Origin of the sequence: Mycobacterium innocens (genome assembly GCF_900566055.1) — a bacterium.
GTDB classification, from domain to species: Bacteria; Actinomycetota; Actinomycetes; order Mycobacteriales; family Mycobacteriaceae; genus Mycobacterium; species Mycobacterium innocens.
In genome coordinates, this window is record NZ_UPHQ01000249.1 from 1 (window position 1) to 12,141 (window position 12,141).

Here is a 12,141-nt window from a genome sequence, read left to right on the forward strand (position 1 = left end):
GCTCCCGGGGGCTGGCCCCCTGCCGGCGGCTGGCCCCCTGCCGACTGCGGGCCGCCCACTTGGCCCGGAGGACCGCCGTGCCTGCCCCGGGGACCGGCCTGCTGACTCGGAGGCCCGGCCTGGTCACCCGGAGGCCCCCCCGGCCCGGGCCCGACGTCCTGCGTCGGGGGCGGAAGCGGCGGGCCGGGGTCGGCGGAGGCTACCGCGCCACCCAGCGGGCCTGCCGCCAGCGACACGCCAACGGCGCAGAGAACACCGGCCGATATGATGCGGATCTTCGACATTCCGAACACCTTTCGAGGTTGGCCGAAACGAGCCCCACTACAACCTTGCGAGCGTCGACGCTGAAACGTCCGTGACACACCGTGATTCACAGTGGCGGCGAGGACGGCTCCGCGCCCGGCGGCATCGTCGCCCCCGGCCTGCTCGCCGTTTCCGGCGGCAGCTGCATCCACGCCGTTTACTCCCACCCACAATTTGTCTTCAGCAGTTGACAATATGAGATGCTATGACCACACATCCCGCAATGTCAATCGTGGTTGAAGGAATCGTTACCGCGAAGTCGCGACAAGCCGCGGAGCCGTTGGCCGCCGTCGCGCCGCCCGGCCACGTCCGGGCCGCCGCAGTGGCTCCACCGCGTGTGACGACGGCCGTCGGTTAAGCCCATCGCCTATGCTGTCGATCGTGGCGGCCAGACCCAGCACCCGAGCACCGCAGACAGAACTCGGCCTAGCATTGCGGATTGCCTGGTGGAGCTATTCCCGGCGAATTGATGTCGAGATGGAGGCCGCGGGTTTTCCGGATCTACAGTTCCCGATGATCTACGTCTTCGCCCTGTACTCGCAGCCGGAGCCCATGACGATCTCCCAGATGGGACGGCAGTTCAGCGTCAGTCGCCAGGCAGCCAGCAAGGTCGTCGCCGACTTGCGCCGCCGCGGCTACGTGCACGTCACTCCGTCGACCACCGACCAGCGCGAGAAGGTTGTCGAGCTGGCACCCAAGGCCATCGAGTACGTCACTGCGCGGCTGCGCAAAGCGGCTGCCCTAGACCGGGCGATCCGCAAACGCCTCGGTGACGACGGCCGCGACGAACTGATCAGGCTGCTGGGCGAACTTGGTGCAGTCGCCAGATCGAAGCTGGATTTCGACCCCGGCATGTTCCCGGTCAAAGAGCCGGGCTGGTATTAGCTCCTGCTCGCCCGGAACGAGATCGGCGCCGATGCCAGCTCAGCGGTGGAAGAAGCCCGAGTGCCCGCTATCGGTGCCGGGGAATTCACTGATGTTTCCGACGCCCGAGTTGCGGATACCGATGTTGAAGACGCCCGAGTTCTGGAATCCCACGCCATTGTTGACACCATTGAAGAAGCCCGAACCTCTATCGCTTGAGTTATAGAAGCCCGAGCCGCCGAAGCCGAAGTTGTTGAAGCCGGAACCTAACGGCCCCAAGTTACGCGCGCCAGACGACTTCTCCGCGGCGTTGGTGAAACCTGAGGTATCGTCGCCCTGGTTGAAAAAGCCCGAGGTGCCGGTGCCCAGATTTCCGAAGCCGGAACTCTGGCCGGGCCCGTCGCCCACCTGCCCGACGGCCGTGTTCAGGTTGCCGGAGTTGAAGCCACCGGTGTTGATATTGCCCGAATTGCCGAACCCGGTGTTTGTGGCGCCGGCATTGAAGAAGCCGGTGTTGCGCTCACCCGAGTTGAAAAAGCCGGTGTTCCCCCGGCCCGAGTTGAACATGCCCGTATTCTCGTTCGCCGAGTTGAAGAAACCCGTGGCGTTGCGGCCGGAGTTAAACGCACCGGTGGCTTCCCCGGCGGTGTTGCCGAAGCCGGTATCTTGCAGCCCGGTATTCCAGAAACCGGTGACGGTGCCGCCCGTGGTTTGAAAGCCGGTATTGTTTGTCCCCGATATCTCAAAGCCGACGTTGGCAAAGCCCGAGTTGAAGAAGCCGACGTTGTTGGTGCCGGAATTGAAAAAGCCGATGTTTCCGGTGCCCGAATTGCCGAACCCGATATTTTCGCTTCCCGTGTTGAGCCCACCGATACCGATCTGATTGTCTCCGGTGAGCCCGAAGCCAATGTTCCCGTTCCCGGTGTTGCCGAAGCCGATATTGCCATTGCCGGTGTTGCCGAAGCCCCAGTTCGAATCCCCGGTATTGCCCGAACCCCGGTTGAAGCTGCCGGTGTTTCCACTACCGATGTTGTTGTGCGCGGGGCTGTTCGTAGGGCCCACGTTGCCGAAACCGACATTCCCATCGCCCTTGTTGCCCCCGCCAATATTCCCGTTTCCTTCGTTGCCGAAGCCCACATTCTGGGTGCCGCTGTTGCCGCCGCCGACGTTGCTGGTGCCCGAGTTGCCGCCGCCCACGTTGCTGTCGCCGCGATTGCCGCCGCCCAGGTTGGAACTGCCGGTATTGCCGCTGCCCAGGTTGGAGCTACCGGTGTTGCCGCTGCCCACATTGGAATTGCCGATGTTTCCATTGCCCACGTTGGCGTCACCGTGGTTTCCGTTGCCCACGTTGCCGCTGCCGTTGTTGCCGACGCCGATGTTCTGCGGGAGCCCCAGTGCGCTGGACAGCGACCGCTGCCAGGACGTCAGCTGCGCGGCTGCCGCCGAGGCACCGGCGTGGTAGCCGGCCATCACGCCCACATCCTGGGCCCACATCTCCTCATAGGCGCCTTCGAAGGCCGCAATCGCCGGGAAATTCTGCCCGAACAGGTTCGACAACACCAACGACAGCACTCGAGAGCGATTGGCCGCCACCGCCGCGGGGTGGACGATGGCGGCCTGCGCCGCCTCGAACACCCCGGCGACCGCTCGGGCACCACCTGCCACCCCGGCGGCCTGCGCCGCCGTTGCGTCAAGCCACGCCGCGTACGGGGCCGCCGCGGCCGCCATCGCCGCCGCCGCCGGACCCTGCCACGATCCGGCGGTCAGGCCCGCCGTCACCGCAGAGAACGAGGCCGCCGACAGGCTCAGCTCCTCGGCCAGCGCATCCCAGGCGCCGGCCGCCGTCAGCAACGGCGCCGGGCCCGGGCCGGCGAACATCAGTGCCGAATTGACTTCCGGCGGCAACAACGCAAAACTCGGCGACATCATGACTCCTCTACTCGCCAGGAGTGGATCCACCAAACTTAGTCTCGCCGGGCGCCGATAATCGGCAAATCTGCAAACCTGTTGCCGGCGTGCCGATCTGGCATCAATTCGCGACGAGTGTGGTTGCTGGAGGGGTAGCGTCGACACAAGGGCCGGCGAAAGGACTGGGAGATGCCCGACGATTCCCACGGCGACGTGGTGCTCGGCGCCCGCCCGGTCGGGCAGAGCGTCCCGGACCCTTGCAGTTTGTCGGAACTGCGCGTCGCGGTGGTCGGGCAGGAACGGGCAAGGGAGTGCTCATGGTGACCTCGGACGCATTTCACCCGGAATTTCACAGCGACGCAACACCGGGCGCGGCCGCGCGCAACCGGGTACACCACGTCAGATCATCCGAAATCAGTTCCGACACAGCACAATCAGAGGGAATGCGGCGATATGCCGCGCTCAGCGGGCGTTCCGTCGGCGCCGAGAAGCTGTGGATGGGCGAGACGCACGTCTCGCCCGAAACGGCGTCGGCCAACCATCACCACGGCGACTCCGAAACCGCAATTTATGTACGAAGTGGCCACCCCGAGTTCGTGTTTCACGATGGCGTCCAGGAAGTGCGCATCTCGACCCAGCCCGGTGATTACATCTTCATCCCGGCGTATCTGCCGCACCGGGAAGAGAACCCCGACCCGACCACGCCCGCGGAGGTGGTCATCGCTCGCAGCACCCAGGAGCCGGTCGTGGTCAACCTACCGGCGCTGTATCCGCTCTGATCCGGCCGCCTGGTCGAGTGGGCTGAGCACGGTGACCGCGATCGGCTCACTCAGTAGGGCGGGCAGCTGTTCGCGGTAACCCCGATAATGCGCGGAGCCCCGGTGCTCGTCGAGCGCGCTGCGGTCGCGATAACGCTCGAACAGCACCAGCTCGGCGCCGTCGGCGCTCTCGTAGAGGTCATAGGTTCGGCACCCGTCTTCGGCGCGGGTGGGCCCGGTCATCCCGGCCAGCAGGACACGCAGCGCGTCCCTCGATTCCGGGCGGGGGGTGAACCGGGCGATGACCGCGATTGACGACGACATGTGACGACCTTCCGGGCAGGTGAGCCGTCAGCCCTTGACGGCCGACGCTATAAGACGTTCTAATACGTCTTATGACGAGTGTCAAGCTGGACCTGGATGTCGCCGAGTTCCGGATATCGCGCGGCAGTGTGCCGGCGAGCGCTCAGCTTGCCGAGGCACTCAAGACGCAGATCATCAAACAACGGCTGCCCAGCGGTGGGCGGCTGCCCAGCGAACGGGAGCTGATCGACAAGTCGGGGCTGAGCCGGGTGACGGTGCGGTCCGCGGTGGGGATCCTCGAACGTCAGGGGTGGCTGGTCCGTCGGCAGGGACTGGGCACCTTCGTCGCCGATCCGGTCAGGCAAGAACTCGGTTCGGGGGTGCGCACGATCACCGAAGTGCTACTGAGCTCCGGTGTCACCCCGCGAGTGCAGGTGTTGTCCCAAAGCGTGTGCACGCCACCGCAACCGATAGCCGCGGCACTGGCATTGCCGGAGGTCTTGTGTGTTCGCCGGCGCTTCAGCGCGGGCGACGAACCCTTGGCGCTGGTCACCGCCTACCTACCGCCGAGTGTGGGCGATGCTGTGGAACCACTGCTATCCGGTGCCCTCGATACCGAAACCACGTACACGATGTGGGAACAACGACTGGGCATCCGGATTGCCAAGGCCACCCACGACATATCGGCGGCCGCCGCATCCGCCGAAGTGGCCGCGGCGTTGGAGCTGCCGGTGGGCGCACCGGTGCTGGTGCTCGACCGCACCAGCTACGGCGAAGACGGCCAAGCGCTCGAGGTGGTGGTGTTCCACTACCGCCCCGATCGGTACCGGTTCTCCGTCACACTGCCGCGAACGCTGCCCGAGCCGGGCGCCGGAATCATCGAAAGGTCGGAATTCACATGAACATTGCCGGATCGAATGACCCCCACTTCGGACTTGTCCTGGCGCTGACGGTCAACGGGCTGGCGGTCTGCAGCTACCCCGATATGGTCACCGTCTCGCGGGCCGCAGAGCACTACGGCTTCGACTCCATCTGGCTCTGCGATCACTTCCTGACCGTCAGCCCGGACGACTACGTCAAAGACGCCGGCATCGGCAGCCGGTCCGGTGAAACCGGCCGGGACCCACGGCCGACATCGCTTCCCCTGCTGGAAGGCTGGACGGCATTGACGGCGCTGGCTCGCGACACCACCCGGCTGCGCTTGGGCACCAGTGTGCTGTGCAACTCGTATCGCCATCCCTCGGTGCTGGCCAAAATGGCCGCCACTCTCGACGTGATCTCCGAGGGACGCCTCGATCTGGGGCTGGGCGCAGGCTGGTTTCAGCGCGAGTTCGAGGCCTACGGCATTCCGTTTCCGCCCGTGGGTGACCGAGTCTCCGCACTGGCCGAAGCCCTGGAAGTGATCCGGACGGTCTGGACCGAGCCGAACCCCACCTTTGCCGGCCGGTTCTACACGTTGAACGGCGCGATCTGCGATCCGCCTCCCATCCAGCGGCCCCACCCGCCGTTGTGGATCGGGGGTGAAGGGGACCGCGTACACCGCATCGCGGCCAAGCTGGCGCAAGGTCTGAACGTGCGGTGGTGGTCACCGCAGCAGGTGGCCCAACGCCGGGGCTTCCTGACCCGGGGCTGCGAGTCGGCCGGCCGTGACCCGGCCAGTCTGCAGCTGTCGGTGACGGTGCTGCTGGCACCGACCGATTCCGCCGCGGACGAGGCGCGAATTCGCTTGGAGTTCGCCTCTATTCCGGAGTCCGGCCTCATCGTCGGGCACCCGGATCGCTGCGCGGAGCGCATCCGCGAGTACCTGGACGGCGGGGTCACCCACTTCCTCTTCACGGTTCCGCGGGTGGTGGAGTCCGATTATCTGCACGCCATCGGTCGCGACATCATCCCGTTGCTCAAATCGGGGGTCCCGGCTTCATGACTGTTGCCCGCGATATGGGGCGGTTCCTGGTGTCGACCGACTACATCGACGCCGACCATCCGCTGGTCCGGGCGAGGGCAACTGCGCTGGCGCCCGGCGCCGCATCAGATATCGAGCGGGTCGGACGCATCTATCACTACGTGCGTGATCTGCCCTACGACATCCTTGCGGCATTCCGCTACCTCGCCCGGGGCGAACACCGGGCCAGCGACGCGCTCCGCCACGGTGTCGCCTTCTGCATGGGAAAGGCGAGCATGTTCGTCGCCCTATGCCGAGCGGTGGGCGTGCCGGCCCGCATCGCCTTCCAGACATTGAGCTCGCCGGACAAGGAGTTTCTCGCCCCGGAGGTCCGTGCCCTGTGGGGAGGCAAATCCGGCAGGCCGTTGCCGTGGCACTCCCTCGGCGAAGCCTATATCGGCAACCGATGGGTCAAGCTGGACGCCACCATCGACGCGACGACGGCGGCGCGGCTGGGCAAACCCTACCGGCGCGATTTCGACGGCGTCACCGACATTGCCACGGCGGAGGGCCGCATCCTGCGGGAAAACGGCAGCTACCCCGACTACCCCGCCGACGTCGCCCAATGGTACGCGCGGGTCGCGCGAGCAGTGCTGAATGCCTTGGAGTCCAGCGACTTTCACGCTCAAGTCGCCGACGACGACGAACTGTGGGCCGGCCCTCGCCGGGAAGCGGTGGCGCGCCGGCAAGGAGCCGGTGCTTGTCCCGCACTCATCGCACGTAGGGGGTGATTGTCTAACCGTTGTCACTGGTCCCCGCAAAGGTGTGAATGTGACCTCCGACATTGTCTGGGGGAGAATGCAACTCGACCCACGGCACCGCCCCTCGAGCGCCCAGTCGCCTGCGGCCCGTCCTTGCAGCGGACCGGATCGCCCAGTGCCGGACGGTGCGGCCCTCGTGGCGCCTATTGTCCCGTTAATCGGCGTTAGTTGTTGCTCCGCAGCAGGGGGTATCTTCGATCGATTTTTGCCACGAAAGTTAGCGGGTGCTTTTACCGTCGGCTGGTTGGGTCCGCGGACGAGCGGTGTCCGCGCCGCTCAGCGAATTCTCAACTGATTCTTCGCAACCGCCTTCCCTGATTCAAAGGATTTCCGTACCAAGCCGCGTCAACATGGGCATCATGACGTCGTCGCCGCTGGGTGAACCACTGTCCGCTAACGTGATCGAACGCTATCTGTACAGCCGCGGAAAGCGGTACTTCCGCGGCCGGCATGACGGTGAGTTCTTCTTCGTCGCAAACGCTTACCCACGAAGATTGCACGTCCACCTGGAGATCTCGCTCGAGCATCCGGACGTATTCACCATCCGGGTCACTCCCGCATACTTTTTCCCCGCCACGGACCGGGCCCGGCTGGCACGGTTCGCAGACCGGTGGAACACCCGGAATCACGCAGTGACCGCAAACGTGCACGGGTCTTCCGATCCGCAGCGCGTCGGCGTCACCGCCTGCAATTCCCAATGGATTCCAGGTCTCGTCCGGTTCAACGAATTCGCAGATACCGTCGACCGCGCCCTGGACGCCGCGGTGGATCTGTTCGGCGAGTTGACGTCGGTTGCCGGGTTGCCGCAACCCACAGCGCCGTTGCTGCTCGATGCCGGGTGAGGCTCGTGGATCGCGGGACTTGGTAATTATTGCGATGATCCGTCTATCTTCGGTTGGCTCGCGCACATAGCGCTGTTATCCACACGGTGCGGCGCCGGCCTTGGACTGGCCAATCTGGTCCGCTTGCCATGGCCGCGCAGCACTACTTGCCTGCCCGGCTCCCACATCGTCTGTTCGTAGGCGTCACCGGCCTGCACGGTTGGGGCTGAAGCAAGGATGCCGTGCGGCTCCGTCTTTGCCAATTCACACAGTCGAGCAGCGATGTTGACTGGCTCGCCGATGACGGTGTATTCGAATCGTTCGTAAGCACCTATGTTGCCGGCCAGGACTATTCCGGCAGCCACACCGATACCGGCCTGGCATTCGGGCACCTCGGCTGCGAGTCGGTGTGCAATGGCTCGTGCGGTGGCCAGCGCGTCGGTTTCCGGTGAACGGACACGCGCCGGTGCGCCGAAGTCCCACGGAAACGCGGTCGCCCAACGCGTCTGGACTGAGCGTTCTCCTTACCGACGCAATCTCGCGAACGCCGGATCGGAAGCTGCTGGCTTCTGCCGGTCGCGTAGACGAAAGCCTTTCAGCTCGCGTCGATCTCAATATCCGACTCCCGACGTTGCCAATCGGTCCTGACCATCACGCGGTGGATGGAGTGGTCAACGCCACCAACCACGGCGATGAGGTCGACCATCCGGTCAGCAGCACGGCGATCCAGGTAGCGCCACAGAGATCTGGATCCGGCATGAACACGACGTATCCTGCAAGCCAAGGTTGTCGACCGATACGGAGCTGCCGGTGCAGCCGACGGTCGCGAGTCACAGTCGTTACGGGTATGGAGATGCATTGGTGTCGATTCGGAGGCGACAGCTTGTGGTTGCCGGCGTGGCCGTGGCGGCCGCCGCCGGATTGGCGGCATGCGATGTCGCGGGCAGGCCGCCCGACGATAAGCGAACCCTACGGGTGGGAGCGGCGTTTCCTGATCCGCCCTTCAACGGCATGCCCACAGGTGGCGGTTTCGACATCGACCTGATGACCGAGATTGCCCGAGCCCTCGGCGCTGAAGCCAGCTTCATTCGCTACGACGGCGCCGACTTCAACGGCATCTTCGGTGCGCTCAACAGCGGTGACTACGACTGTGTCGCGGCCGGAACCACGGTGACACCCGAACGTGAGAAGCAAGCGGCATTCGTTGCGCCATACCTGATCTCGGGGCAGTCACTGGCCGTCGACACCGCCCGGCTGCCCAACGTGCACTCCATTGACGACCTGTCTGGACTGACAATCGGCGTCCAGCAGGGCAACACCAGCCAGCCAATCGCCAATCGCCTTGTCGCCGAAGGTCGAGCCGGCGCCGTGCGGGTCTACGACTACGGCGCCGTCCGTTCAGCGATAACCGACTTGACCACTGGCGGCTGCGACGCCTTCATGAAGCTGGCCCCGGTGCTGACCGAGCTGGTCAAGCCGGTGCAAGGTGTGGAGGTCGTCCAGCGTACCGGCATATCGGTAGAAAAGATCGCGATCGCGGTCCCTAAAACGGACCACGAGCTTCTCGAGCGGATCACCACCGCACAGTCCGCGCTCGAGGCGAACGGAACCCTGCCACAACTCCGACAGCGATGGCTCGGCAATCCCAATGCGTACCAGGCTTAGTGACGGCCATAGCACCGCGACAGCCAGGGCAAATCGGAATCGCGACCTTGCATTTGCCGCCAGGGCCGGCTATCCCAACGCAACGTGTATAGCGGCGGCCGTACCACGACCATTCGAGACCACTGGACCAACAACCGAAGTGGTGTTGATCGTCGCCCGAGCCGGGCGGTGTGCCAGCGCGGACGCATATCCGGTGGCGAGGTATCTCCTGCCCCGGGGCTTGATGCACGCGCCGCCGCGGGTGCAACCAGTTGGGCCAACGGGGTGCCGCCTGGTTGCTGCAACCGCGGCCGTGTTCCCGAGACCGACGTCAGCGCGATGTCCACCCGGGCGTTCTCCGCGCTGGCGTCGATGTCGCCGTCGCGCGAGTGACCCAATACCCGCGGTGCGTGCTCGGGTTCGCCGGCATGTGTCGCATTACCAAATCACTATGCACGACAACAGGTTCGGGCGTCATGTGCGCGCCGGCATCTCAGCGTCGGCGTCAGGCCACCAGCACCGCGTCCAGCACCGAATAGAACAGGCCCAGACCGTCGTCGGACGGACCGGTCAACGCCTCGATCGCGTGTTCAGGGTGGGGCATCAACCCGACCACCCGACCGCTGGCCGAGCTGATGCCGGCAATGTCGCGCAGTGAGCCGTTGACGTTGTCGTGGTACCGAAACACCACCCGCCCCTCACCTTCCAATTCGTCCAGCACCGCCTCGGGTGCCACATAACGGCCTTCACCGGACTTCAGCGGCACCAGCACGTCGGCATCCGGTTCGAAACGCGATGTCCAGGCCGTCGCCGTCGACGCGACCCGCAGCCACGCGTCACGGCAGACGAAGTGCAACCCCACATTGCGGGTGAGGGCGCCGGGCAGCAACCCGGCCTCACACAGCACCTGAAATCCGTTGCAAATACCCAAAACCGGCATACCGCCCGCAGCAGCGGCCACCACTTCGCCCATCACCGGTGCGAAACTGGCGATCGCACCCGCGCGCAGATAATCGCCGTAGGAGAAGCCGCCGGGAACTACGACCGCGTCGACTTCCTTGAGGTCGGCATCCGCGTGCCAGAGGCTCACCGCCTCGGCGCCCACCTGCCGTACCGCGCGCGCGGCGTCCACGTCGTCGAGGGTGCCCGGAAACGTGATGACCCCGATCCGAGCTGTCACTGCGGGTCCCGGCTGATCGTCCAATCCTCGATGACCGTGTTCGCCAGCAGCGATTCGGCGATTTCGGCCAGCGTGGCGTCGTCGATGGAATCGTCGACCTCGAGCTCAAACCTCTTGCCCTGCCGGACATCCGATATTCCGGCATGACCGAGCCGGCCCAGCGCGCCAACGATTGCCTGGCCCTGCGGATCGAGAATCTCCGCCTTGGGCATGACATGCACGACCACCCGCGCCACCGGCGCTCCTCCTCAGATCCGATTGCTCGGGCCCAACTCTACCGGCGGCGGCTGCCGCGCCACGTCCCAGGCGCGCCGAGGCTACTCCCCGCAGTACGTGGCCTCGACCGTCTGCTCGCCAAGAACCTTCATTTCTTTGATTCGGAGCTGGTCGGCCAACCCCTTTTCCTGAATGACCGATTGCAGGCGATCGTAGAAGTGCCGTACCAGCGCTTCGAAGGTGGGCGAAAAGTCCACCGTGCACAATTTCAGCCCGCCCTTGCGGGCCACCGCGGCGATGTCCTCGTACAGCGGGTCCTTCCTGTCCACCACGAACGCGTGGTCGACCTCGTCGAGGATCGGCCGGAATGCATTCTCGAGTAGATCGGTGTCCAGGAGGAAGTATTGCTCGTCAAGACTGTCTCCGGTGAGGGTCACCGAGACAAAGATCGTATGTCCGTGCAGGTTGGCGCATTTGTTGGCCACCAATTCGGGAGTGTAAAGTTCACTACCGCCTCTGCTGGTACGCATGTCATGGGTCCAGGTGCGGTGACCCATTTCCAGACGGATGGTTTGTTTTATCGTATACGGCATGAGCTACTCCCTGGCTGTGATCGACGCACGACCTGACTAATTGAGTCCGTAGCTGGCTTTGAGTGTCGACGCGCATTGGAGTTCCACCCGCCTCAAGACGCAGCCCGAAAGCCTGAGCTGGCTATTCACCCTTTCATAGATGTGCTCGACGAGGCCCTCGATGGTGGGGTTGAAATCGACCGTATACACCTTGTCCGCAACGTCCGCCAGCTCACAGACCTTGAGGAAGTCGTCGTATATCGGGTCTTGGTCCCAGATTATGAAAGAATGGTCCAGGTCGCTTATTATCGGCTCGACTATGACGGCCAGCTCATTGGTATCGAAAACGGTCTTCATATCATCCAGCTGGTCCGCATATTCAAGGATCAGTCTTAGCTGCCAGGTATGGCCGTGGATGGTTTCTTCTTTTTTGTAGTTGAAGCCCAGAGAACGATGGCCCGCATCGAACCTAAAAGTCTTCTCGATCGTATGGCTCATGGTTCGACACCTCCGGAGGGCAAGCTAAGACGTAGCTAGGATTGTCGAGCTGTGAAACGACCTCCTGTCAGCGTCACGGAGTGAATATTAGATCCACTCCCAGGCAAGGCCAAGACCTTGGGTCAAATCCACCGACGCGGCGTAGCAGGCCATCGTGTGATTCTTCGACTTCGTGGTTTAGCCTGAATCCACCGTTGGACCCGCGGGGTGTGTACCAGGTTAAATTTTTGATCTTGATTTGGGTTTAGTCCCGCTGGCCCCTGGCGGGGCCGCACACAGCAGGTGAAAATTGTGCGTGGGTCGCCCGGGCGACGTCGAAGTGTCCTTGGTGTGCGAGAGCCCGTGGTTTAGTCGGACGCGGGAGCCTCGGG

The 12,141-nt window shown here is 64.3% G+C and carries 14 protein-coding genes and 1 pseudogene; 8 read left to right on the forward strand and 7 right to left on the reverse strand.

Annotated features, from left to right (window positions below; translation table 11 throughout):
• Positions 1 to 684: 684 nt before the first annotated feature.
• Complete coding sequence (locus EET03_RS23795; RefSeq protein WP_244187704.1) at positions 685 to 1,188, forward strand: MarR family winged helix-turn-helix transcriptional regulator; 504 nt, start codon at positions 685 to 687, stop codon at positions 1,186 to 1,188.
• 39 nt (positions 1,189 to 1,227) lie between these two features.
• Here EET03_RS23795 and EET03_RS23800 read toward each other — a convergent pair whose 3' ends face one another.
• A complete protein-coding gene (locus EET03_RS23800) occupies positions 1,228 to 3,093 on the reverse strand; it encodes a PPE family protein (RefSeq protein WP_099194269.1) in 1,866 nt (621 codons plus the stop codon).
• Between the two features lie 171 nt (positions 3,094 to 3,264).
• On the opposite strand from EET03_RS23800, the gene EET03_RS32515 reads away from it, so the two are divergent.
• Both EET03_RS32515 and EET03_RS23805 read left to right on the forward strand, forming a co-directional pair.
• Positions 3,265 to 3,399: a hypothetical protein gene (locus EET03_RS32515; protein ID WP_279637744.1), complete on the forward strand. Its 135-nt coding sequence runs from the start codon at positions 3,265 to 3,267 to the stop codon at positions 3,397 to 3,399.
• On the forward strand, positions 3,393 to 3,854 hold the full coding sequence (locus EET03_RS23805; protein ID WP_075541640.1) for a cupin domain-containing protein: 462 nt from the start codon (positions 3,393 to 3,395) through the stop codon (positions 3,852 to 3,854). The genes EET03_RS32515 and EET03_RS23805 overlap by 7 nt, the downstream gene beginning before the upstream one ends.
• On the opposite strand, the gene EET03_RS23810 is transcribed toward EET03_RS23805, so the two are convergent.
• Positions 3,831 to 4,157, reverse strand: a complete 327-nt coding sequence (locus tag EET03_RS23810; RefSeq protein WP_075541639.1) for a putative quinol monooxygenase — start codon at positions 4,155 to 4,157, stop codon at positions 3,831 to 3,833. The genes EET03_RS23805 and EET03_RS23810 overlap by 24 nt on opposite strands.
• Before the next feature lie 71 nt (positions 4,158 to 4,228).
• On the opposite strand from EET03_RS23810, the gene EET03_RS23815 reads away from it, so the two are divergent.
• From EET03_RS23815 to EET03_RS23830, 4 genes are all read left to right on the forward strand, one after another.
• Complete coding sequence (locus EET03_RS23815; protein ID WP_075541638.1) at positions 4,229 to 5,038, forward strand: Rv0792c family HTH-type transcriptional regulator; 810 nt, start codon at positions 4,229 to 4,231, stop codon at positions 5,036 to 5,038.
• Positions 5,035 to 6,060, forward strand: a complete 1,026-nt coding sequence (locus tag EET03_RS23820; RefSeq protein ID WP_075541637.1) for a TIGR03619 family F420-dependent LLM class oxidoreductase — start codon at positions 5,035 to 5,037, stop codon at positions 6,058 to 6,060. The genes EET03_RS23815 and EET03_RS23820 overlap by 4 nt, the downstream gene beginning before the upstream one ends.
• Positions 6,057 to 6,809 (forward strand): transglutaminase-like domain-containing protein, encoded by a 753-nt coding sequence (locus EET03_RS23825; protein WP_075541636.1) that lies wholly within the window; start codon positions 6,057 to 6,059, stop codon positions 6,807 to 6,809. The genes EET03_RS23820 and EET03_RS23825 overlap by 4 nt, the downstream gene beginning before the upstream one ends.
• A gap of 389 nt (positions 6,810 to 7,198) precedes the next feature.
• Positions 7,199 to 7,681 carry a hypothetical protein gene (locus tag EET03_RS23830; RefSeq protein WP_075541641.1) on the forward strand — a complete coding sequence of 161 codons (483 nt, stop codon included), beginning with the start codon at positions 7,199 to 7,201 and terminating at the stop codon, positions 7,679 to 7,681.
• Between the two features lie 26 nt (positions 7,682 to 7,707).
• On the opposite strand, the pseudogene EET03_RS23835 reads toward EET03_RS23830, so the two are convergent.
• Positions 7,708 to 8,136, reverse strand: a pseudogene (locus EET03_RS23835) (adenylate/guanylate cyclase domain-containing protein); the annotation flags it as partial.
• Positions 8,137 to 8,581: 445 nt separating this feature from the next.
• Here EET03_RS23835 and EET03_RS23840 point away from each other — a divergent pair.
• A complete protein-coding gene (locus EET03_RS23840; protein ID WP_279637746.1) occupies positions 8,582 to 9,325 on the forward strand; it encodes an ABC transporter substrate-binding protein in 744 nt (247 codons plus the stop codon).
• A gap of 484 nt (positions 9,326 to 9,809) precedes the next feature.
• Here EET03_RS23840 and purQ read toward each other — a convergent pair whose 3' ends face one another.
• The 4 genes from purQ to EET03_RS23860 all read right to left on the reverse strand — a co-directional run bounded on the left by purQ (position 9,810) and on the right by EET03_RS23860 (position 11,770).
• Positions 9,810 to 10,484, reverse strand: a complete 675-nt coding sequence (gene purQ / locus EET03_RS23845; protein WP_075541634.1) for a phosphoribosylformylglycinamidine synthase subunit PurQ — start codon at positions 10,482 to 10,484, stop codon at positions 9,810 to 9,812.
• The gene (gene purS / locus EET03_RS23850) at positions 10,481 to 10,720 is read right to left on the reverse strand and encodes a phosphoribosylformylglycinamidine synthase subunit PurS (protein WP_075541633.1); all 240 of its coding nucleotides are present in this window, start codon (positions 10,718 to 10,720) and stop codon (positions 10,481 to 10,483) included. The genes purQ and purS overlap by 4 nt, the downstream gene beginning before the upstream one ends.
• 81 nt (positions 10,721 to 10,801) lie before the next feature.
• The gene (locus EET03_RS23855) at positions 10,802 to 11,293 is read right to left on the reverse strand and encodes a 6-pyruvoyl trahydropterin synthase family protein (protein ID WP_036411052.1); all 492 of its coding nucleotides are present in this window, start codon (positions 11,291 to 11,293) and stop codon (positions 10,802 to 10,804) included.
• 36 nt (positions 11,294 to 11,329) lie between these two features.
• Positions 11,330 to 11,770: a 6-pyruvoyl trahydropterin synthase family protein gene (locus tag EET03_RS23860; RefSeq protein ID WP_075541632.1), complete on the reverse strand. Its 441-nt coding sequence runs from the start codon at positions 11,768 to 11,770 to the stop codon at positions 11,330 to 11,332.
• Between the last annotated feature and the right edge of the window lie 371 nt (positions 11,771 to 12,141).